16 protein-coding genes are annotated in these 21,436 nt (G+C 67.5%); 14 read left to right on the top strand and 2 right to left on the bottom strand.

Annotated features, from left to right (window positions below; translation table 11 throughout):
- Nucleotides 1–366 precede the first annotated feature (366 nt).
- From QP609_RS16665 to QP609_RS16645, 5 genes are all read left to right on the top strand, one after another.
- Nucleotides 367–1,542 carry a phosphoglycerate kinase gene (locus QP609_RS16665; RefSeq protein WP_197621640.1) on the top strand — a complete coding sequence of 392 codons (1,176 nt, stop codon included), beginning with the start codon at nucleotides 367–369 and terminating at the stop codon, nucleotides 1,540–1,542.
- Complete coding sequence (locus QP609_RS16660; protein ID WP_197575251.1) at nucleotides 1,539–2,192, top strand: HAD hydrolase-like protein; 654 nt, start codon at nucleotides 1,539–1,541, stop codon at nucleotides 2,190–2,192. The genes QP609_RS16665 and QP609_RS16660 overlap by 4 nt, the downstream gene beginning before the upstream one ends.
- A gap of 210 nt (nucleotides 2,193–2,402) precedes the next feature.
- A complete protein-coding gene (gene pyk / locus QP609_RS16655) occupies nucleotides 2,403–3,869 on the top strand; it encodes a pyruvate kinase (protein WP_032959168.1) in 1,467 nt (488 codons plus the stop codon).
- Nucleotides 3,870–4,092: 223 nt separating this feature from the next.
- The gene (locus tag QP609_RS16650) at nucleotides 4,093–5,097 is read left to right on the top strand and encodes a class I fructose-bisphosphate aldolase (RefSeq protein WP_014648233.1); all 1,005 of its coding nucleotides are present in this window, start codon (nucleotides 4,093–4,095) and stop codon (nucleotides 5,095–5,097) included.
- A 129-nt stretch (nucleotides 5,098–5,226) separates the two neighbouring features.
- Nucleotides 5,227–6,369 carry an ABC transporter substrate-binding protein gene (locus tag QP609_RS16645; RefSeq protein ID WP_197621641.1) on the top strand — a complete coding sequence of 381 codons (1,143 nt, stop codon included), beginning with the start codon at nucleotides 5,227–5,229 and terminating at the stop codon, nucleotides 6,367–6,369.
- Nucleotides 6,370–6,461: 92 nt separating this feature from the next.
- Here the strand turns inward: QP609_RS16645 and QP609_RS16640 are convergent, their stop codons facing one another.
- Complete coding sequence (locus QP609_RS16640) at nucleotides 6,462–7,061, bottom strand: O-acetyl-ADP-ribose deacetylase (protein ID WP_014648231.1); 600 nt, start codon at nucleotides 7,059–7,061, stop codon at nucleotides 6,462–6,464.
- Between the two features lie 273 nt (nucleotides 7,062–7,334).
- Nucleotides 7,335–8,294 carry a cysteine synthase A gene (gene cysK / locus QP609_RS16635; RefSeq protein ID WP_014648230.1) on the bottom strand — a complete coding sequence of 320 codons (960 nt, stop codon included), beginning with the start codon at nucleotides 8,292–8,294 and terminating at the stop codon, nucleotides 7,335–7,337.
- Between the two features lie 208 nt (nucleotides 8,295–8,502).
- On the opposite strand from cysK, the gene QP609_RS16630 reads away from it, so the two are divergent.
- The 9 genes from QP609_RS16630 to QP609_RS16590 all read left to right on the top strand — a co-directional run bounded on the left by QP609_RS16630 (nucleotide 8,503) and on the right by QP609_RS16590 (nucleotide 21,431).
- Nucleotides 8,503–9,486, top strand: a complete 984-nt coding sequence (locus tag QP609_RS16630) for a LysR family transcriptional regulator (protein WP_010481448.1) — start codon at nucleotides 8,503–8,505, stop codon at nucleotides 9,484–9,486.
- A 613-nt stretch (nucleotides 9,487–10,099) separates the two neighbouring features.
- Nucleotides 10,100–10,519 carry a DUF2946 family protein gene (locus QP609_RS16625; RefSeq protein ID WP_197621835.1) on the top strand — a complete coding sequence of 140 codons (420 nt, stop codon included), beginning with the start codon at nucleotides 10,100–10,102 and terminating at the stop codon, nucleotides 10,517–10,519.
- 72 nt (nucleotides 10,520–10,591) lie between these two features.
- Nucleotides 10,592–12,655 (top strand): TonB-dependent copper receptor, encoded by a 2,064-nt coding sequence (locus tag QP609_RS16620; protein ID WP_049440424.1) that lies wholly within the window; start codon nucleotides 10,592–10,594, stop codon nucleotides 12,653–12,655.
- Nucleotides 12,656–12,931: 276 nt separating this feature from the next.
- The gene (locus tag QP609_RS16615) at nucleotides 12,932–14,038 is read left to right on the top strand and encodes an efflux RND transporter periplasmic adaptor subunit (RefSeq protein WP_032957171.1); all 1,107 of its coding nucleotides are present in this window, start codon (nucleotides 12,932–12,934) and stop codon (nucleotides 14,036–14,038) included.
- Nucleotides 14,035–17,160 (top strand): efflux RND transporter permease subunit, encoded by a 3,126-nt coding sequence (locus tag QP609_RS16610; RefSeq protein WP_014648225.1) that lies wholly within the window; start codon nucleotides 14,035–14,037, stop codon nucleotides 17,158–17,160. Before QP609_RS16615 ends, QP609_RS16610 begins: the two co-directional genes overlap by 4 nt.
- A complete protein-coding gene (locus tag QP609_RS16605) occupies nucleotides 17,153–17,755 on the top strand; it encodes a GNAT family protein (RefSeq protein ID WP_197621834.1) in 603 nt (200 codons plus the stop codon). The genes QP609_RS16610 and QP609_RS16605 overlap by 8 nt, the downstream gene beginning before the upstream one ends.
- Nucleotides 17,756–17,935: 180 nt before the next feature.
- Nucleotides 17,936–19,444: an alanine/glycine:cation symporter family protein gene (locus tag QP609_RS16600; RefSeq protein WP_049440417.1), complete on the top strand. Its 1,509-nt coding sequence runs from the start codon at nucleotides 17,936–17,938 to the stop codon at nucleotides 19,442–19,444.
- A complete protein-coding gene (locus QP609_RS16595; protein ID WP_046432259.1) occupies nucleotides 19,445–20,278 on the top strand; it encodes a TrmH family RNA methyltransferase in 834 nt (277 codons plus the stop codon).
- A 166-nt stretch (nucleotides 20,279–20,444) separates the two neighbouring features.
- Nucleotides 20,445–21,431, top strand: coding sequence for a hypothetical protein (locus QP609_RS16590; RefSeq protein ID WP_197621849.1), 987 nt, complete (start codon nucleotides 20,445–20,447; stop codon nucleotides 21,429–21,431).
- Nucleotides 21,432–21,436: the final 5 nt, after the last annotated feature.

Here is a 21,436-nt window from a genome sequence, read left to right as displayed (position 1 = left end):
TGCTGCTCGCGGTAGACCCAGCCGAGCATGGGCTCGGCTCTACATTGGTTTCTCCGACATCAGAAACCGCTCTTGCTCCTGCCTTTGCCATCCGCTCCGCCTCATGAACCTGTCAAGGCCGGGATGGTGTGGGGTGGCAGGGGTGTGAGCCGCATGGATGCGGCGACCAAGCCCCCATGGACGGGTTTACGGCGTCCCCTGCCACCCCACAGCACCCCGGCTCACCCTCAGCACCAAGAAGCGCCAGCGCTTTGGCTGTTGCAGTTCGCTGTTGCCGTACGCCTCTGCCTGCCGCAGGCATCGCCACCCGATACAATGGCCGCCTGCCGTAGCCCGGCATCCCGTCCCTGAGCCAAAGAGTTGCCCATGTCCATCGTCCGCATGACCGACCTCGACCTCTCCGGCAAGCGCGTGCTGATCCGCCAGGATCTGAACGTGCCGATCGAGAATGGCCGCATCACTTCCGAACAGCGCATCACCGCTTCGCTGCCGACGCTCAAGCGCGCGCTGGAGCAGGGCGCGGCAGTGATGGTCACCTCGCACCTGGGGCGCCCGAAGGAAGGCGTGTGGAGCGAGGCCGACTCGCTGGCGCCGGTCGCCCAGCGCCTGTCCGAGCTGCTCGGCCGCGAGGTTCCGCTGGTGCGTGACTGGGTCGACGGCGTCGACGTGCAGCCGGGCCAGCTGGTGCTGCTGGAAAACTGCCGCATGAACGTCGGCGAGGGCAAGGACGACGAGGCCCTGTCGAAGAAGTACGCCGCCCTGTGCGACGTGTTCGTGATGGATGCCTTTGGTACCGCACACCGCGCGCAGGCCTCGACCCATGGCGTCATCCGCTTCGCCCCGGTCGCGGCCGGTGGCCCGCTGCTGATGGCCGAGCTGGACGCGCTGGCGCAGGCGCTGGACGCACCGGCCAAGCCGCTGCTGGCCATCGTTGCCGGCAGCAAGGTCAGCACCAAGCTGGAACTGCTGGCCAACCTGGTCGGCAAGGTCGACCAGCTGATCGTTGGTGGTGGCATCGCCAACACCTTCATCGCTGCCGCCGGCTACAAGGTCGGCAAGTCGCTGTATGAGCCGGACCTGCTGGACACCGCGAAGAAGATCGTGGCCGATGCCAAGGCGCGTGGCGCCGACATCCCGCTGCCGGTCGACGTGGTCACCGCCAAGCAGTTCATGCCGGACGCTGTTGCCGAAGTGAAGGCGGTCGACGCCGTCGCCGAGGACGACCTGATCCTGGATATTGGCCCGCAGACCGCTGTGCAGTACGCGCAGCTGATCGGAAAGGCCGGCACCGTGGTCTGGAACGGCCCGGTCGGCGTGTTCGAGTTCGAAGCCTTCAGCAAGGGCACCGAAGCGCTGGCCCGCGCCATCGCCAGCTCGCCGGCATTCTCCATCGCGGGCGGTGGCGACACCCTGGCGGCGGTCGACAAGTTCGATATCGCCGGGCAGGTCAGCTATATCTCCACTGGCGGTGGTGCGTTCCTGGAGTTCCTGGAAGGCAAGACCCTGCCGGCCGTCGCCGCACTCGACGCGCGCGGCGCATGAGTGCCGACCGCAGCAAGGATGTCCTGTTCTTCGACCTCGACGGCACGCTGATCGATTCGCAGGTGGGCATCACCGCCTGCATCGCCTATGCGCTGCAGAAGATGGACCATCCGGTGCCGCCGCAGGAGACGCTGCTGGGCTGGATCGGTCCGTCGCTGCGCACCACCTTCGCGCCGCTGTTCGTCGAACCGGCACGGGTGGAACAGGCGGTGGGCTACTACCGTGAGCGCTTCGACGTCGAAGGCTGGCGTGAACACACGGTGTACCCGCAGGTGGAAGACACGCTGCGCACGCTGCATGGCCGTGGCCACCGCCTGGCGGTGGTCACCGCCAAGAATGAGCCGCATGCGCGCCGCATCCTTGCGCACCTGCCGTTTGGCGGGCTGTTCGAGGAGATCGTCGGTTCGACCCTGGATGGCTCGCGCAGCCACAAGCCGGAGCTGGTCGGGGAAGCTCTGCGCCGGCTGCAGGTGCAGCCCGCACAGTGCTGGATGATCGGCGACCGCCGCATGGACATCGAAGGCGCGCGTCACCACGGCCTGCGCAGCGTGGGTGTGCTGTGGGGCTTTGGCGGTGAGGCGGAACTCACCGCGGCCGGCGCTGGCCAGCTGGCACGCGAACCGGCGCAGCTGGAAACGCTGCTGGCCTAGCTTCCTGTAGCGCCGAGCCGATGCCCGGCTGCTCCGGCGAGTGGCCAGCCGGGCACGGGCTCGGCTCTACGGAATGCCCTGCGCCAGCGTATGTCCGGACAATGTCCGTTGCATGACCTGCGGAGTCAGGCAGCACAAGGCTGTAACCGTATACATGCGGCGTGAAGGATGTGCTAATTTCCGTTCTTTAACGGGAGAGGCCCATCCACCATGTTCGAGCGTCAGCGTCGCACCAAGATCCTTGCCACCCTCGGTCCGGCCACTGATCCGCCGGGCGTGCTGGAGGATCTTTTCCGCGCCGGCGTCAATGTGGTGCGCCTTAACTTCAGCCATGGCGATCCGTCCGGCCAGGCCAAGCGTGCTGCCGAAGTGCGCGCCGCGTCGGCCCGCGTGGGCGTGGAAGTGGGCATCCTGGCCGACCTGCCGGGCCCGAAGATCCGCATCGAGCGCTTCGCCGAAGGCAAGGTGCAGCTGAAGGCGGGTGACCGCTTCGACCTGATCGCCAGCGAGAACGCCGGCCCGGGCAACGCCAGCCAGGTGGGCGTGAGCTACCTCGGCCTGCCGCAGGACGTGGGCCCGGGTGATGTGCTGCTGCTCGACGACGGCCTGATGCAGCTGCAGGTGGTGGAAGTGCAGGGCGAGCGCATCGTCAACACCGTGCTCAACGATGGTGTGTTGTCCGACCGCAAGGGCCTGAACAAGCAGGGCGGCGGCCTGTCGCTGGGTGCCCTGACCGAGCGCGACAAGGAACTGATCGGCATCGTTGCCAAGATCGGCGTGGACTTCATCGCCGTGTCGTTCTGCCGCAACGCGCAGGACATGAACGACGCGCGCGACATCGCCCGCTCGCACGGCTGTGATGCCGCCCTGGTGTCGAAGATCGAGCGCACCGAGGCGATCGAGAACCTGGAAGAAATCGTCGAGGCCAGCGACGTGGTGATGGTTGCCCGTGGCGACCTTGGCGTGGAAATCGGCGATGCCGAGCTGCCGGGCCTGCAGAAGAAGATCATCAAGGCCTCGCTGGCGCAGAACAAGGTGGTGATCACCGCCACGCAGATGCTGCAGTCGATGGTGGAAAGCCCGATCCCGACCCGCGCCGAAGTGCTGGACGTGGCCAACTCGGTCATCGACGGTACCGACGCGGTGATGCTGTCGGCGGAAACCGCCGCCGGTGCCTACCCGGTCAAGGCGGTGGAAGCGATGGCACGCATCTGCCTGGGTGCCGAGCGCCAGTTCCAGACCGAGACCGATTTCAACGCCTCGCCGCGCAACCTGGAACGTGCCGACCAGGCAATTGCCATGGCCACCATGTTCCTGTCGCAGCATGTGGGCGTGCGCGCGATCGTGGCCATGACCGAATCCGGCGGCACCGCGCGTTACCTGTCGCGTTTCCGCGCCAAGGCGCCGGTGTTCGCGGTCACCCGCCACGACGGCGCGCGTCGCCAGATGGCGCTGATGCGCGATGTGTTCCCGATCAACTTCGACAGCCGCGGCCTGACCCCGCGCGAAGCGGCGCGCGGCAGCATCCGCCTGCTGGTCGAATCGGAACTGCTGCAGGCCGGTGACCGCGTTGTGTTCACCAGCGGCGAGCACATGGAAACCCATGGTGCCACCAACACCCTGCGCCTGCTGGAAGTGGGCGAGGATGGCCGCGCCATCGGCCTGGGCGATCTGTAAGCCCTGACGGTCGGGTCGGCGCTGCCGATCCGGGGTCAGAGCCCTGAAGGGATCTGACCCCGTACTGACCAGGGGTCAGATCCCTGAAGGGGCTCTGACCCCATGCCGCAGGACATCCTTTGTCCTGCGTAGACGTGGAAGCGTTTCCATCCTGTCCTCCACGGCGAGGCAACGGGCAGCAGGGCTATACTTACGTTTTTCCCGCACCCGCCACAGGAAATACATGAGCATCGAACAGCTGGCTGAAACCGCCCAGGCCATGGTCGCCCCGGGCAAGGGCATCATCGCGATCGACGAATCCACCGCTACCATCGCCAAGCGTTTCGCCGGCGTCGGTATCGAGAACACCGAGGAGAACCGTCGCGCCTACCGCGAGCTGCTGCTGACCACGCCGAAGCTCAACGAGCACATTTCCGGCGCCATCCTGTACGACGAGACCATCCGCCAGTCGACCAAGGACGGCGTGCCGTTCGCCAAGTACATGGCCGACCACGGCATGATTCCGGGCATCAAGGTGGACAAGGGTGCGCACCCGCTGGCCGGCTGCCCGGGCGAGCTGGTGACCGAAGGCCTCGACGGCCTGCGCGAGCGCCTGCAGGAGTATTACAAGCTGGGCGCGCGCTTCGCCAAGTGGCGTGCGGTCATCAACATCGGCGAGAGCATCCCGTCGGGCACCTGCATCGAGTCCAATGCCCATGCGCTGGCCCGCTATGCAGCGCTGTGCCAGGAATGCGGCCTGGTGCCGATGGTCGAGCCGGAAGTGATCATGGACGGCGACCACGACATCGAAACCTGCTACGAAGTCACCGAAGCCACCCTGCGCTCGCTGTTCGACGCGCTGTACCAGCAGAACGTGCTGCTGGAAGGCACCATCCTGAAGGCCTCGATGGTCATCTCCGGCAAGGACTGTGAAGAGCAGGCCGATGTCGAGGAAGTGGCCGAGTCGACCGTGATGTGCCTGAAGAGCACCGTGCCGGCGATCCTGCCGGGCGTGGTGTTCCTGTCCGGTGGCCAGAGCGACGAGCAGTCCACCGAGCACCTGAACGCGATGAACCAGCTGGGCAACCTGCCGTGGCCGCTGAGCTTCTCCTACGGCCGCGCCATGCAGCAGGCCGCGCTGAAGCTGTGGGCCAAGGACATGAAGGGCAACTACGCTGCTGCCCAGAAGACGGTGTACGAGCGCGCCAAGGACAACGGCCTGGCCGCGCTGGGCAAGTGGAACGGTTGATCCGTCCCATCGCCGGATGAACAAGGCAGCGCCGGCATCACGCCGGCGTTTGCTTTTGCGGGTATCTTTTCCGCCCCCGCGTGCCCGGCCGGTATGCGGGAACCACATGGAAGGCCAAGGAGAAACAACATGCGTTTGGCAGCAATCACACTGGCCGTTGCCACGGTCCTGGTCGCCAGCGGTTGCAACCGCATCGGCGGCGGCGCGGACGCGGGCAAGGCCGCGTCACTCGATTTCGACAAGCCGGTATCCGGCGAGATCACCTCGCGCAGCGGCATCAACTACAACGACGGCAGCCACCACCAGCTCTACCAGATCAAGCTGGAAGACAAGCAGCTGGTCGGGCTGAAGCTGACCGGTTCGCTGAGCGGCTCGATCGCCGTGTTCAACAACGGCAGCCTGGTGGCCAGCAGCAACACCGGCTACGAGCGCGAAGGCGACGTCTCGGTGGCCTTCCGTGCCAACGGTGGCGGCACCTACCAGGTGGCGGTCAACGCCAACGGCTCGACCGACTACGGTCCTTACCGCCTGCGCGCCGAGAAGCTGGTGCCGTACGACGGCAAGCCGCTGGCGGACAGCGGCGAGATCGTCGACATGCTGGCCGGTGGTTCCCAGGACTACACCCTGCAGGTGGACAAGGCCGGCCTGTACGAGATCCGCCTGGTGTCGGATGTCTTCGATCCGGTGCTGAAGCTGTCGGGCCAGGGCGTGGATGCAGAGAATGACGATGGCGGCGACAGCACCAACTCGCGCCTGACCCTGTCACTGAAGCCGGGCAAGTACACCCTGACCGCGCGCGGCCTCGGCGACGGCGTCAGCGGCATGTTCACCCTGTCGGCCAACCGCATCGAGCTGCCCGGCAATCTGGTCGAGCGCGATGGCACGGCGCTGCCGAAGGCGGGCAGCGTGTACACGATGCTCGACAACGATGGCCGTCGCCGCTTCCTGCTGTCGCTGGACCGCCCGGCCGATGTGCGCCTGGATGCGATTTCCAGCCAGGTTGATACCGTGCTGCGCGTGGTCGGTGGCGACGTCGAGCTGACCGACGACGATGGTGGCAACGGCACCAATTCGCGCCTGGAAGAGACCCTGCCGGCCGGTCATTACACGGTCGACGTGTCCAGCCTGAACAATGGCGCGGGCATGGTGGAAGTGCGCGTGCAGGTGGATGGCGCCAGCGCCGATGGGGCTGCGGCCTCGGCGGCACGCGCCGCAGCCGACGCAGCCGCCGTGGCCGATGACGCCGCCGCGGTGGAAGCTGCCAGCCGTTGAGCGTGACCCACGCCATGCGTGGCTGAGCACAACGGTGCAACGGAAAAGGCCGGGCACTGCCCGGCCTTTTTCTTTACGTCGCGCACCGGGATTCAGTGCGCGGCGGCAAAACCCGCATCGCCCAGGGGCGGCAGCATCGACCCGCGCGGTTCGCTGTCCGCGCTTTGCCCGGCGGCGCTCAACGCCTGCTGGTAGGCCTTGGCCGTAGCGGTATTGAACGCCACCAGCACGATGCGCATGGGTTGCGCATGGCTGCGCTGCCACGCCAGTGTTTCGGTCACTGCGATCTGCGCCGCCTGGTACAGCGGATAGCCATAGACGCCGCAGCTGATCGCCGGGAACGCGATCGACTGCACGCCCAGCGACTCGGCCAGCTGCAGCGACTTCCAGTAGCAGTTGGCAAGCAGCGCCGGTTCGTCGCGCTGGCCGTCATGCCAGACCGGGCCCACCGTGTGCAGTACATGGCGCGCCGGCAGCGCATGGGCGCTGGTGGCGCGCACTTCGCCCGTCGGGCAACGCACGCCCGGGCGCAGCTCCGGCAACTGCGCGCACTCGGCCAGCAATGCGGGGCCGGCCGCGCGATGGATCGCGCCGTCGACACCGCCGCCACCGAGCAGTGTTTCGTTGGCCGCGTTGACGATCGCATCCACCGCCAGGGTCGTGATGTCACCCTGCCAAACCTCGATCTTCATGCGTCCGTCTCCTGCCTGTGAGGTGATCCGCGCAGCATCTGTGCCGGCTGTTCCCACGGTAGGGGACAGGGCATCGATACTGCGTCATGACCGTCTCACGCGCTGCGATCCGACGGCCTTCACGCACGATGGCGGGCGACGCCTTCACGCAGGCTGAAGCAGAACGGGGTCAGATCCTTTCCCGCATGGGAAAGGCTCTGACCCCTGTCGCTGATCCACGCGGGTGGGGTCAGAGCCCTTTCCCTGCGGCAAAGGGATCCGACCCCGGGCGGTTTACGGCAGGCCGGCCAGCCAGTCGTCGTCGGAGCCTTCGTTGACATCGGCGAACAGCGGTGTGGAGAAATAGCGTTCACCAGTGTCCGGCAGCATCGCCAGGATCACCGCGCCGGGTTCGGCGCGGGCAGCCACGTCCAGCGCGCTGGCCACGGTGGCACCGGCAGAGATGCCGACGAAGATGCCTTCCTCGGCGGCCAGGCGGCGCGCGGTGGCGATCGCGCGGTCATCTTCGACCGAGACCAGTTCGTCCACCACATCGCGGTTGAGCACGTCCGGCACGAAGTCCGGGGTCCAACCCTGGATCTTGTGCGGCTTCCAGTCATCGCCCTTGAGCAGGGCGGCGCCGGCCGGCTCGGTGGCGATGATGCGGGTCTGCGGGCGCGCGACCTTCAGCACTTCGCCCACACCAGTGAGCGTGCCGCCGGTGCCCCAGCCGCTGACGAAATAGTCCAGCCGCTTGCCGGCGAAGTCGCGCAGGATTTCCGCGGCGGTGGTGTTGCGGTGATAGGCCGGGTTGGCCGGGTTGGCGAACTGGCTGGCCAGGAACCAGCCGTGCTGTTCGGCCAGTTCGGCTGCCTTGCGCACCATGCCGCTGCCGCGTTCGGCGGCCGGGGTCAGGATCACCTTGGCACCATAGGCACGCATCAGCTTGCGGCGCTCGACCGAGAAGGTCTCGACCATGGTCGCCACGAACTTGTAGCCGCGCGCTGCGGCGACCATCGCCAGTGCCACGCCGGTATTGCCCGAGGTGGCCTCCACGATGGTGTCGCCCGGCTTGAGCAGGCCACGCGCTTCAGCGTCGAGGATGATCGCCAAAGCCAGGCGGTCCTTGACCGAGCCGCCCGGATTGAACGACTCGACCTTGGCGTAAACGCTGACCTGCGGCGGTGCCAGACGCTGCAGCTTGACGATGGGGGTGTTGCCGACGGTGTCGAGGATGGAGTCGTACAGGGCCATGGAAGCGCTCCGGAAACGGGGCCGCGCCGGGCTTCGGCGGGCGAAGGGGGAGGGCTGGCTGTTCAGGCCAGCGGCTGCCGGCTGACCGTAGCGCCGGCATATGACGCCCGGAAATGACCAGATACCTTTCTTAAACAACCTTTGGTTATAAGCTGGTGACGGCAATTGACCCTAGAGTGGACCTCCGCCCCACGCCGCCTGCCTGCCCATGACGCTGACCCAGCTGCGCTACCTGGTTGCCATCGCCGACGCCGAGCTGAACATCACGCTGGCCGCCTCGCGCGTGCATGCCACCCAGCCCGGCTTGTCCAAGCAGCTCAAGCAGCTGGAGGACGAGCTGGGTTTCCTGTTGTTCGTGCGCAAGGGCCGCAGCCTGGAGTCGGTCACCCCGGCCGGGACCGAGGTGATCGCCCGCGCCCGCGCCGTGCTGGCCGAGGCCAACAACATCCGCACCTACGCGGCCAACCAGCGGCGCGAGAGCCAGGGCCAGCTGATCCTGACCACCACCCACACCCAGGCGCGCTTCGTGCTGCCGCCGGCGGTGGCGGCGATCAAGCAGGCTTACCCGCAGGTCAGCGTGCACCTGCAGCAGGCCGGTGAAGCCGACGCGCTGGATCGCTTGAACCAGGGTGACGCGGATATCGCCATCATCAGCACCGCTGGGGGGGAGCCCACCGATGGCATCGCGGTGCCACTGTTCCGCTGGCGACGCCTGGTGGTGGTGCCCAAGGGCCACCCGCTGGACCGCGCCGGGCGTGCACCGGACCTGGCCGCGCTGGCCCGGCAACCATTGATCAGCTACGAATCCTCGACCCGCCCGAATTCGTCGCTGCAGCGTGCGTTTGCCGCCAACGGGCTGGTGCCGGATCTGGCGCTGACCGCGCTGGATGCCGATCTGATCAAGACCTATGTGCGTACCGGCCTGGGCGTGGGCCTGCTGGCCGAAATGGCGGTCAGTTCCAACGACGAAGACCTGAGGTCGTGGCCGGCGCCGGACCCGATCAGCGAGTGCATCGCCTGGGCGGTGCTGCCGCGCGACCGCGTGCTGCGTGATTACGCGCTGGAGCTGGTGCATGTGCTGGCACCGCAGATCGATCCGCGCGACCTGCGGCGGGTGCTGGATGGCAACCAGGCGGCCGCGTGGCCGGTGCCACCGACCTGGGAATCACTGACCCAGACCATCACGGTGTGAGGGGGGCGAGCAGGGCTTGCAGCCCTGCACCTGCCGAATCAATGGCAACAGCCGAAGCAACAGCTGGCTTCCGTGGGAGGCGGGGCGGTGTGGGCAGGCAGGACACGCCGTAAACCCATCCCTGGGGGCTCGATGGCGCCATCCATGGCGCCAACGGTCCTGTCTGCCCACACCGCCCCACCTCTGACAGATCTTCGCGGCTGTTGGTAGGTGTCGACCTTGGTCGACACGGTAGATCCACGCCATGCGTGGATGAAAGCTGTCAGATATCGAAATACATCTGGGGTCAGATCCGTTTTCCTTCGGAAAACGGATCTGACCCCAAAGCCGTTCCAACAGACCGCAGGAAACTGTCGAAGGCGGGGTGGGTCCGGTTGCGGGAGTGTCCGCGGCATGGATGCCGCGGCCAAGCCCCCATGGATGGGTTTACGGCGTCTCCCGCAACCGGACCCGCCCCGCCATTCAACAGGAAGCCAGCTTTTGCTTTTGCTGTTGCTTCGGCTCTTGCCGTGGACGTGGCCTCTGCGGGTGCAGGGCGCAGCCCTGCCGATAAACCCCCTCCTGCGACGGTTCGTCGCACGGGCAACCCTGGACCCGGCTCTACACTAGCGGGATGACCCGGCTGTCCCGCCCGCAGCGCCTTCTGCTCCAGCTTGCCGTCCTGGCGACGCTGCTGATGGTGCTTGCGCCGCTGGTCAGCCGCGCGCTGCAGGCGCAGCCGATGGACCACGCTGCGATGGCCGGCATGGACCACGCGCACATGCAGCATGATGGTGCCGTAGCGGGCCAGAGCCCCTTGCCCGGGCACACGGATCCGACCCCACCGGCCGATCCCCACGCCATGCACGGCGAAGCCTGCGAATACTGCGTGCTGGCGATGCGCCTGCTGCCGTGGCTGGCCGTGCTGGTGCTGCTGTTGCCGCTGTTGTGGCGGCCGCGGCTGGTGTTCCCCTGGTCGCGGCAGGTGCTGCCCGCGCTGTGCTGGCCGGCGCATGCCGCGCGTGGGCCGCCGCCTTTCTCCATCGTTCGCTGATGTCCCTGTCGAATCTGCCGCACGACGCCTGACCGGGCGCCGTGCGCGCGTGCGTACCTTGGAGCTGTTCCGATGAAAATGACTTCCCGCCCCGCGGGCGCCTGTGCGCGCCTGCCGGTTGCCCTTGGCCTGGCCGCAGCTGCAACGCTCGCCCATGCCGCGCCCGCCGAAGAGGCGCGTACCCTCGACACCCTGGTGGTCACCGCTGCCGCACCGTCCTCGCCACTGCACTGGGTGACCGACCCACGCCTGCCGCGGCAGCCGGTACCCGCCAGTGATGGCGCCGATTACCTGAAGACCGTTCCCGGTTTCTCCGCCATCCGCAACGGCGGCACCAACGGTGACCCGGTGCTGCGCGGCATGTTCGGTTCGCGCCTGAACATCCTCAGCAATGACGGCAACCTGATCGGTGCCTGCCCGTCGCGCATGGACAATCCGCTGTCCTACATCGCGCCGGAAAGCTTCGACCGGCTGACCATCATCAAGGGCCCGCAGAGCGTGCGCTGGGGCGCAGGTGCCTCGGCTGGCACCGTACGCTTCGAGCGCGATACACCGCGCTTCGAAGAGCCGGGCCTGCGTGCCGATGCCAGTGCGCTGGTCGGTTCGCGCAACCGCAACGACCAGGTGCTCGACCTGACCCTGGGCAACCCGACCGGCTATGTGCGCGCCAGTGGCAACCGTTCCGAAGCCGATGACTACAAGGACGGCCACGGCGATGTGGTGCCATCGAAGTGGCGCAAGTGGAACGGTGACGTAGCGATCGGCTGGACGCCGGATGCCGACACGCTGCTGGAAATTTCTGCCGGTGCCGGAGATGCGATCGCACGCTATGCGGGACGCGGCATGGACGGGGCCGCGTTCGAACGCACCAGCTATGCCGCGCGCTTCGAGAAGCGCAACCTGCCGGGTGCGTGGGACACGGTGCAGGCCAACGTGTACTACAACGAGGCCGATCACGTGATGGACAACTATACGCTGCGTGCGCCGAACCCGAATAGCATGATGCCGATGCCGATGGCCTCGAACGTGGATCGCCGTACCCTGGGCGGCCGGGTCAGTTCCGAGTGGCGCTGGCAGGACGTGCAGCTGGTGGCGGGCGTGGACGGCGAAGACAGCCGCCATCGTGGGCGCATGGGCATGGGCCGCGGCACCTATCGCCAGGTGGCGTGGGAGACCGATGCCCACTTCCGCCGCTATGGCGTGTTCACCGAGTTGACCCTCGGCGCCGGCACCGATCAGCGTTGGATCAGCGGCCTGCGCATCGATCGCGCCAGCGTGCGCGACGAGCGGCAGTCGCTCCGCGGAATGATGGGCAACATGCCCAATCCGACTGCGGGCCAGCGTCGCAAGGAATGGCTCGGCAGTGGCTTCCTGCGCTACGAGCAGGACCTGGCCGACGGCCTGACCTGGTACGCCGGCCTCGGCCACAGTGAACGCATGCCCGACTACTGGGAGCTGTTCTCGCCCGACCACGGCCCGGCCGATGCGGTGAACGCGTTTGCCGGCATCCAGCCCGAGCGCACCACCCAGCTCGACGCTGGCCTGCAGTACAAGGGACCGCGCGTGCAGGCCTGGGTCTCGGCGTACACCGGGCAGATCCAGGACTACATCCTGTTCACCTACCACCGCAGCGGCGCGATGGGGATGAGCCAGGCCAGCAACGTCGATGCGCGCATCGCCGGTGCCGAGGCGGGGCTGGAAGTGAGCGTGGCCGAACAGTGGAAGCTGGGTGGCACGCTGGCCTATGCCTGGGGCGAGAACCGCGACCAGCAGCGTCCGCTGCCGCAGATGCCGCCGCTGGAAGCGCGCCTGAGTGCGAACTGGGAAGGCCAGCGCTGGAGCGCCGGTGCGCTGCTGCGCGCGGTGACCCACCAGCACCGTGTCGCAGATGGCCAGGGCAACGTGGTCGCGCAGGATCTCGGGCCGAGCGCGGGCTTTGCCACCTTCGCGCTCAACGCGGCGTACCGTTTCGGTTCGCAACTGCAGCTCAGCGCAGGCGTCGACAACCTGTTCGACCGCGCCTACAGCGAGCACCTGAACCTGGCCGGCAGCGCCGACTTCGGCTTCCCGGCCGACCCGGTGCGCATCAACGAGCCGGGGCGCAGCGTGTGGATGAAGCTGAACTACCGGTATTGATCCGCCGGGTGTAAAAAAAAAACGGGGCCGGATCCCCGCCAGGATCCGTCCCCGCCCGACGCCCTCCGTCGGGCAGCTTCGACTCTACGATGACTGACCCGGTGGTGCACGACGGGATACACCCCGATACACGCCGACACTGCCCATGGCAGCCTTGCACGGAATGGGTTCAAGGCGCTATCGCAGCCCTGGTTCCACGCTGGTAAACGCTTGGCACATACCGCTTTCAGGGGCACTTGCCTACACTCGGCGGCCGTGGATCAATTTGGACCGTTCATGTTGGCTCGTATCGCTTCGACCCTGGCCCTTGGCCTCAGCCTGGCCGTGCTGGCCGGGTGCGCAGGCAAACAGGAGGCCGCCGCGCGTCGGCAGGGAGAAGCGGTGCCGGTCACTGCGCAGGTCGTGCAGTCCCGTCAGTGGAGCGACACCCTGCAGGCGCTTGGCACGGCCAAGGCGCGCGAATCGATCAGCGTGACCGCCAAGGTCAGCGAGATCGTCGAGAAAGTGCATTTCGAAAGCGGCCAGCACATTGCTGCCGGTGCGCCGATCGTGACCCTGCGTGGGCAGGCCCAGGAGGCCGCACTGGTGCAGGCGCAGGCGACCTTCCATGAAGCCGATCAGCTGTACAAGCGCCAGCGCGAGCTGGCCGCCCAGCGGCTGGTGTCCAGCGCCACGCTGGATACGCAGAAGTCGATCCGCGATGCCGCCGAAGCGCGCGTGATGCAGATGCAGGCAGACATCGGTGATCGCCGTGTGCGCGCGCCGTTCGCCGGCGTGCTCGGCATCCGCCAGGTCAGCCCTGGCTCGCTGGTGACTCCGACCACGGTCATCGCCACGCTCGATGACATCGAGCACATGCACATCGATTTCCAGGTGCCTGAAGTGGAACTGGCTGCGCTGGGCGTCGGTGACAAGGTCAGCGCCACCAGCGTGGCCTGGCCGGGCCGCACCTTCGAGGGCGTGGTCAGCACCATCGATGCGCGCATCGACCCGGCCACCCGTGCCGTGACCGTGCGCGCCGACTTTGCCAACGGCGACCATGCGCTGCGTCCTGGCATGCTGCTGGACGTGCGCCTGTTCCGCCCCGAGCGCCCGGCGCTGGTGATTCCGGAAATCGCCGTGGTGCAGGTCGGTCGCGATACCTTCGTGTACCGCATCAAGGCTGACGACAGCGTCGAGCGTGTGGACGTGGTGACCGGCGCGCGCCGTGCCGGCGTGGTCGAGATCAGGCAGGGTCTGGAAGCGGGCCAGCGCATCGTGGTCGATGGCACCGGCAAGCTGCGTCCGGGCCTGAAGGTTGCCGCCAAGGACGCAGCGCCCGCCAGTGGTGCAAAGCCCGCTGAAGACGCTGCGCCGGCCGCGGCCGAGGGCCACGGCGGATGAAGCTGTCCGACATCTCCATCCAGCGGCCGGTGTTCGCCGTGGTGATGAGCCTGTTGCTGCTGGTGCTGGGCGTGATGTCCTTCACCCGCCTGACCCTGCGCGAACTGCCGGCCATCGACCCGCCGATCGTCTCGGTCTCGGTGGACTACACCGGCGCCTCGGCGGCGGTCATTGAAAGCCGCATCACCCAGGTGCTGGAAGATGCGCTGGCCGGCATCGAAGGCATCGATACGATCAACGCGCGCAGCACCAACGGCCGCTCGCAGGTCAGCATCGAGTTCACCTCCAACCGCGATATCGAAGCGGCGGCCAACGACGTGCGCGATGCGGTCAGCCGCGTGGCCGACCGCATGCCGGAAGAGGCGCGGCCACCGGAGATCGCCAAGGTCGAAAGCGATGCCGACCCCATCATCTGGTTCAACATGGTCTCCTCGACCATGGACACGCTGGAGCTGAGCGACTACGCCGACCGTTACGTGGTCGATCGCTTTTCCAGCCTCGATGGCGTGGCCCAGGTCCGCATCGGCGGCCGCCAGCGCTATGCGATGCGGATCTGGCTGGACCGGGACCAGCTGGCCGCACGCGGGCTGACCACCGGCGACGTGGAAACCGCGCTGCGCAACGAGAACGTGGAGCTGCCGGCCGGCCGCATCGAGTCGACCGACCGTGATTTCACCCTGCGCGTGGAGCGCAACTACATCAAGCCCGAAGATTTCGCGACCATCCCGCTGGGCAAGGGCCGCGACGGTTACGTGGTGCGCATGGGCGACGTGGCGAAGATCGAGCTGGCCTCGGCCGAACGCCGCGCGTACTACCGCAGCAATGGCGAGCCCGGCATCGGGCTGGGCATCGTCAAGACCTCCACCGCCAACTCGCTGGACGTGGCGCGTACCGCGCGCGCTGAAGCCGAGCGGGTGGCGCTGACCCTGCCCAAGGGCACGCAGATCTTCGTCGCCTTCGACAACACCACCTTCATCGAAGCGGCGGTGGACCGCGTCTACGCCACGCTGGTGGAAGCGATGATCCTGGTGCTGGCGGTGATCTGGCTGTTCCTCGGCAGTTTCCGCGCCGCGTTGATCCCGGCGGTGACGGTGCCGGTCTGCCTGGTCGCGGCGTTCATCGCGCTGTACGCGTTCGATTTCTCGATCAACCTGCTGACCCTGCTGGCGCTGGTGCTGTGCATCGGCCTGGTGGTGGACGATGCGATCGTGGTGGTGGAGAACGTGCAGCGCCGCATCGACCTGGGTGAGCCACCGCTGGTGGCCTCCAAGCGCGGCACCGCGCAGGTCGCCTTCGCGGTGATCGCCACCACCGCCGTGCTGGTGGCAGTGTTCCTGCCGGTCGGCTTCCTGGAAGGCAACACCGGGCGCCTGTTCCGCGAGCTGGCAGTGGCGCTGGCCGCCGCCGTGGCGTTGTCCGCGTTCGTGGCGCTCACACTGACGCCGATGATGGCCTCCAAGCTGCTCAAGCCGCACACCGGGCAGGCGCCACGTGGCCTGCACGGCTTCATCAACCGCAACCTGGAACGCCTCGCGGGTGCCTATGGGCGGGTGCTCGATCACCATGTCGACCGCACCTGGATCTACCTGCTGGTGATGGTGGCCGCGCTGGTCGCCAGCTGGGGCCTGCTCAAGCTGCTGCCCTCGGAACTGGCGCCGGCCGAAGACCGCGGTTCGTTCCAGATCATGATCGACGGCCCGGAAGGTGCCGGCTACGACTACACCGTGCAGCAGGTGCAGCAGGTGGAGGCGCTGCTGGCCCCGCATGTCGGCCCGGACAAGCCGATCGTGCGTGCCAACCCGCGCGTGCCCGGTGGCTTCGGTGCCAGCGAGGAAATGCACACCGGCCGCGTCAGCATCTTCCTGCAGCCGTGGCGCCAGCGCAGCGAGGCCACGCCGGACGTGGCCAACGAACTGCAGAAGGAACTGGACACCATCCGTGGCGTGCGTGTGCGTACCCAGGTCGGTGGCGGCCTGGTGCGCAGCGGCGGGCAGCCGTTCCAGATCGTGCTGGGTGGGCCGGAATACGCGGAGATCGCGCAGTGGCGCGACCGCATCCTGCTGCGCATGGCCGACAACCCCGGCCTGGTCGGCCCCGACTCGGACTACAAGGAAACCCGGCCGCAGATGCGGGTCAACATCGACCGCCAGCGTGCGGCCGATCTCGGCGTACCGGTCACCGCGATCGGTTCGGCGCTGGAAACCATGATGGGCTCGCGCCGCGTCACCACCTTCGTCGACAACGGCGAGGAGTACGACGTGCTGGTGCAGGCCGGACGTGACGGTCGCGCCAGCCCGGCCGACCTGGCCGCGATCCGCGTGCGCGCCACCTCTGGCGAACTGGTGCCGCTGTCCAACCTGGTCACGTTGAGCGAAGTGGCCGAGGCCGGCACCCTGAACCGCTTCAACCGCCTGCGCTCGATCACCATCAGTGCCGGCCTGGCGCCGGGCTATCCGCTGGGCGAGGCCATTGCCTGGGCGCAGAACGTGGCCCAGGAAGAGCTGCCGCAGTACGCGCAGGTGAACTGGAAGGGTGAATCGCGCGAGTACCAGAGCGCCGGTGGCGCCGTGCTGCTCACTTTCGCCATGGCCCTGCTGGTGGTCTACCTGGTGCTGGCCGCGCAGTTCGAGAGCTTCATCCACCCGCTCACCATCATGCTGACCGTGCCGCTGGGCGTGCTCGGCGCGCTGGTCGGGTTGTGGGTGAGTGGCGGTACGGTGAACCTGTTCAGCCAGATCGGCATCGTGATGCTGGTTGGCCTGGCCGCGAAGAACGGCATCCTCATCGTCGAATTCGCCAACCAGCTGCGCGACGATGGGCGCAGCGTGCGCGAGGCGATCATTGAATCGGCGATGGTGCGCCTGCGCCCGATCCTGATGACCTCGATCGCCACCGTGGTCGGCGCCATTCCGCTGGTGGTGGCCGGTGGTCCCGGTTCGGCCAGCCGTGGCACGATCGGCATCGTGATCATCTTCGGCGTAACCCTCTCGACCTTCCTGTCGCTGTTCGTGGTGCCGGCGTTCTACGCGCGGCTTGCCCCGTACACCCGTTCGCCGGAAGCGGTGAAGCGCGAGCTGGAGAAGCAGGAAGCGGAATCGCCGTCGGTGGGCGGCCATGCCTGACCGGCACACCGACGGGGTCGGGTCCCTCGCTGACGGGGTCGGACCCCTTTCCCAAAGGGAAAGGGCTCTGACGCCACTTCGAGGCGACGGCTTCCAGCTGCGCCCCTGGCGCCCGGATGATCTGGAATCGCTGCTGCGCCACGCCAACGATCCCGAGGTGTCGCGCGGCCTGCGCGACCGTTTCCCGTACCCGTACACGCGCACCGATGGCGAGGCCTTCCTCGCCGGCCGCGTGCTGGCCCCCGGAACCCTGAATCTGGCCATCGAGATCGACGGCCAGGCCTGCGGCAGCGTCGCTGCCCAGCAGGGCATGGCCGAGCGTGGGCACACCGCCGAACTGGGCTACTGGCTGGGCCAGGCCTATTGGGGGCAGGGCGTGATGACCCGTGTGGTCGGGCTGTTCGCACCGTGGGTGATGGACGAGCTGCGCCTGTTCAGGCTGCAGGCCACGGTCGTCGACTTCAACCTCGGCTCGGCGCGGGTGCTGGAGAAGAACGGCTTCCAGGAGGAGGGCGTGGAGCGCTGCGCGGTCTACAAGCGCGGCGTGCTGCACGACCTTCGCCGTTTCGCCCGGGTACGCACCCAGCTGCCGTGAACACGCGGGCTGGCCGTTGTAGAGCCGAGCCCATGCTCGGCTGCCCTCGGGGGGCCAAGCCGAGCATGGGCTCGGCTCTACAAGACAGCGCTACCGCAGCGGCCTGCGATCAGGGAGAATCGACCGGTCCCTTCCAGCCGACGGGACGTCCTTACAACCCGCCGACTGGAGAGAGCGCGCGTGGAAGCAACCGTACACTTCATCAACAGCATCATCTGGAGCAAGGCACTGATCTTCGTGTGCCTGGGCGCCGGCCTGTTCTTCAGCCTGCGCACGCGCTTCATGCAGATCCGCGGCTTCTTCGAGATGTGCCGCCTCACCGTCAAGGGTGAGAAATCCGACGCCGGCGTGTCCTCGTTCCAGGCCCTGGCCATGTCGATGGCCGGCCGCATGGGCATCGGCAACATCGCCGGCGTGGCTACGGCCATCGCCTTCGGCGGCCCCGGTGCGATCTTCTGGATGTGGGTGATGGGCTTCCTCGGCGCGTCCACGTCGTATGTGGAATGCACCCTGGCGCAGATCTACAAGACCAAGGACGCCGAAGGCCGCTACCGCGGTGGCCCGGCGTACTACATCGAAAAGGCCATGGGCCTGAAGTGGTACGCGCTGGCCTTCGCCATCGCCACGATCATCGCCGCCGGCTTCCTGATGCCGGGCGTACAGGCCAACGCCATTGCCGACAGCATCATCAACGCCTGCCGTGGCACCGCGCTGTGCGGTCCGCTCGATGGCCAGGCCTTCGGCATGGAATCGGTGCAGGCGCTGAAGCTGGGCATCGGCATCGTGGTGGCGCTGCTGCTGGGCGTGGTGATCTTCGGTGGCGTCAAGCGCATCGCCAACTTCGCCGAAGTGGTGGTGCCGTTCATGGCCGCCGGTTTCATCCTGATGGCCATCATCATCATGATCATCAACTACGACCGCGTGCCGGAAATGTTCGGCATCATCTTCAAGAGTGCCTTCGGCACGCATGCCGCATTCGGCGCGATGATGGGCCTGGCGGTGGAGTGGGGCATCAAGCGCGGCATCTATGCCAACGAAGCCGGCCAGGGCTCGGGCCCGCATGCAGCGGCCGCCTCGGAAGTCTCGCACCCGGCCAAGCAGGGCTACGTGCAGGCCTTCGCGATCTACTTCGACACCATGATGGTGTGCACCGCCACCGCGTTCCTGATCCTGGCCAGTGGTACCTACAACGTGTACTCGCCGGTGGAGGGCGCCGCGCCGATCTTCCAGGGCCTGGCCGGCATTCCCGAAGGTGCGGGCTACGCCCAGGCCGGCGTGGAAGCGGTGCTGCCGGGCTGGGGTTCGGCGTTCGTGTCGGTGGCCATCTTCTTCTTCGCCTTCACCACCATCATGGCGTACTACTACATGGCCGAGACCAACCTCAGCTATGTGAACCACAACAGGAAGCGCCCGCTGACCGTGCTGGTGCTGCGCCTGGGCATCATCGGCATGGTGGTGTTCGGCGCGTTCCATAATGCGACCCTGGCCTGGGCGCTGGGTGACATCGGCGTCGGCCTGATGGCCTGGCTGAACATCATTGCCATCCTCATCATCCAGAAGCCGGCGATGCTGGCCCTGCGTGACTACGAACGACAGAAGAAGCTGGGCCTGGATCCGGTGTTCGACCCTGATGCCCTGGGCATCAAGAACGCCGATTTCTGGCGCCAGCGCAAGCAGGAGAGTGTGTAAGTGAACAACCCCTGGAACAACCGCCGCCCGTCCGCCCGTCCGCCGCGCGCAACGCCGTTGCCGCGCCCGGAGGTGCCGGCCACGGGCGGTGGTGGGCGCGGTGGCAGCGACGAGCTGCGCCTGTACGGCCTGAATGCCGTGCTGGCCGCGTTCGAAGCGCGGCCACAGGCGCTGCGCAAGCTGTACCTGCTGGAGGCGCGCATTCCGCGCCTCCAGCCGCTGCTGAAGTGGTGCGTGGCCAACCGCGTGGGGTATCGCGTGGTTGAAGACGGCGATCTGAACAAGCTTGCCGGCACCACCCACCACGAAGGCGTGGTGGCCGATGTGCTGCGCGCACCGGCGCTGCCGCTGGCGCAGTGGCTGGAGCAGGTCGGCGACGGCCCGGCGCTGGCGCTGTGGCTTGATGGCGTGGGCAACCCGCACAACCTCGGTGCGATCCTGCGCTCGGCCGCACACTTCGGCGCCAAGGCGCTGCTGCTGCCGGCCGGCAGCACGCTGGCGCTGTCCGGTGCCGCCGCGCGCGTGGCCGAGGGCGGTGCAGAAGCGGTGCCGCTGGTGCAGCTGCCGGAGACCGCCCAGGCGATGACGCAGCTGCGTGCGGCCGGCTTCGGCCTGGCGGCGACCCTGGTGGAGGGCGGTGACGACGTGTTCCGCACCTCGCTGCCGGCCCGCCTGGTGTATGTGATGGGCGCCGAAGGCGAGGGCATGGACCGCAGCCTGGCGGGAGCGTGCGACCAGCAGGTCTCGATTCCCGGCAGCGGCGCGGTGGAGAGCCTGAACGTGGCCTCGGCCACGGCGGTACTGCTGGCGCAGTGGGCGAGCCGCCGCGGCTGATCCGGTATCCCGGGTCGGATCCCTCGCCGCAGGCGAGGGCTCTGACCCCTTCCAGGGTCCGTAATTGCGTCAAGCGCGCATGATGTTTTGAAAGTTTCCTTATTGGTCAGCCGCTTCCGGCAACGCAGGGTGGAACTCCATCCCACGTTGTCCAGAAGAGGCTGCCATGCATCACCCACGCTGTATCCTCATCGCATTGCTGGTCCTGACCAGCGTCCTTGCCAACGGCCGTGCCGCAGCCAGCGAACGCAGCCTGGACGGCGTCAACTTCACCGGGCCGCTGATCACCCCCAACCCGGCTGGCCTGCCGCAGGGCAACTGGTACATCGAACCCTATCTGGTGCGGCTCGACAGCCGCGATCATTACGACGATGGCGGCCATCGCCGCCGCAGTGGGCAACGCAGCGGCGCATGGGCAACCGTGGTGCCGATCATCTACGGCTTCAGCGACCGGGTGATGGGGCAGGTCAATCTCAGTGCATCGCGTGCTGAACAGGGCGGCGCGCGCAGCAGTGGTTTCCGTGCCGGTGACACCACCGCGCGCCTGCAGTACCTGTTGCAGGCGCCCAATGCCGATGGCACGCGTCCGGCCATCTCGGTCGCGCTGGTGCAGCGCTTCAGCACCGGCAGCCATGACCGCATCACCGGCAATCCGCTCGATGCGCAGGGCGACGGTGTGCAGCGCACCACTGCCGCATTGGGCGTGCAGCAGGTGGTCTGGCTGGGTAACGACCGCCCGCTGCGCTGGCGTGCCCAGCTCAGCGCCGGGCCTGCGCCGTCGCGGACGGCGATCTCCGGGGCCAGCGTCTACGGCACCGACGACAGCTTCCAGGGGCACATCTCCCGGGGGTCGGTGCTGGGCCTGTCGGTCGGCGCCGAGTACAGCTTCAATCCGCGCTGGGTGGGCGTGATGGAAGTGGCCGCCAGCCGCGAGACCGGCCAGCGCCTGAGGGGTTTCGCGCGCAACGCCAGCGGTGGTTTCGAACGCATCGACGAGCATCGCCCGGCCAGCCGCAGCGTCACCCTGGCGCCGGCCGTGGAGTACCACTTCAGCCCGTCACTGGGCCTGATCGCCGGCGTCGAGTTCAGCGTGGCTGGCCGCAACACCGGCCGCATCATCAGCCCCCAGGTCGCCCTGGGCATGTTCTTCTGAGGGAC

The sequence above is a fragment of the Stenotrophomonas sp. 8(2023) genome (genome assembly GCF_030345295.1).
In the GTDB taxonomy this organism is placed as follows: Bacteria; Pseudomonadota; Gammaproteobacteria; order Xanthomonadales; family Xanthomonadaceae; genus Stenotrophomonas; species Stenotrophomonas muris.
This window is presented reverse-complemented; position numbering and strand designations above follow the sequence as displayed.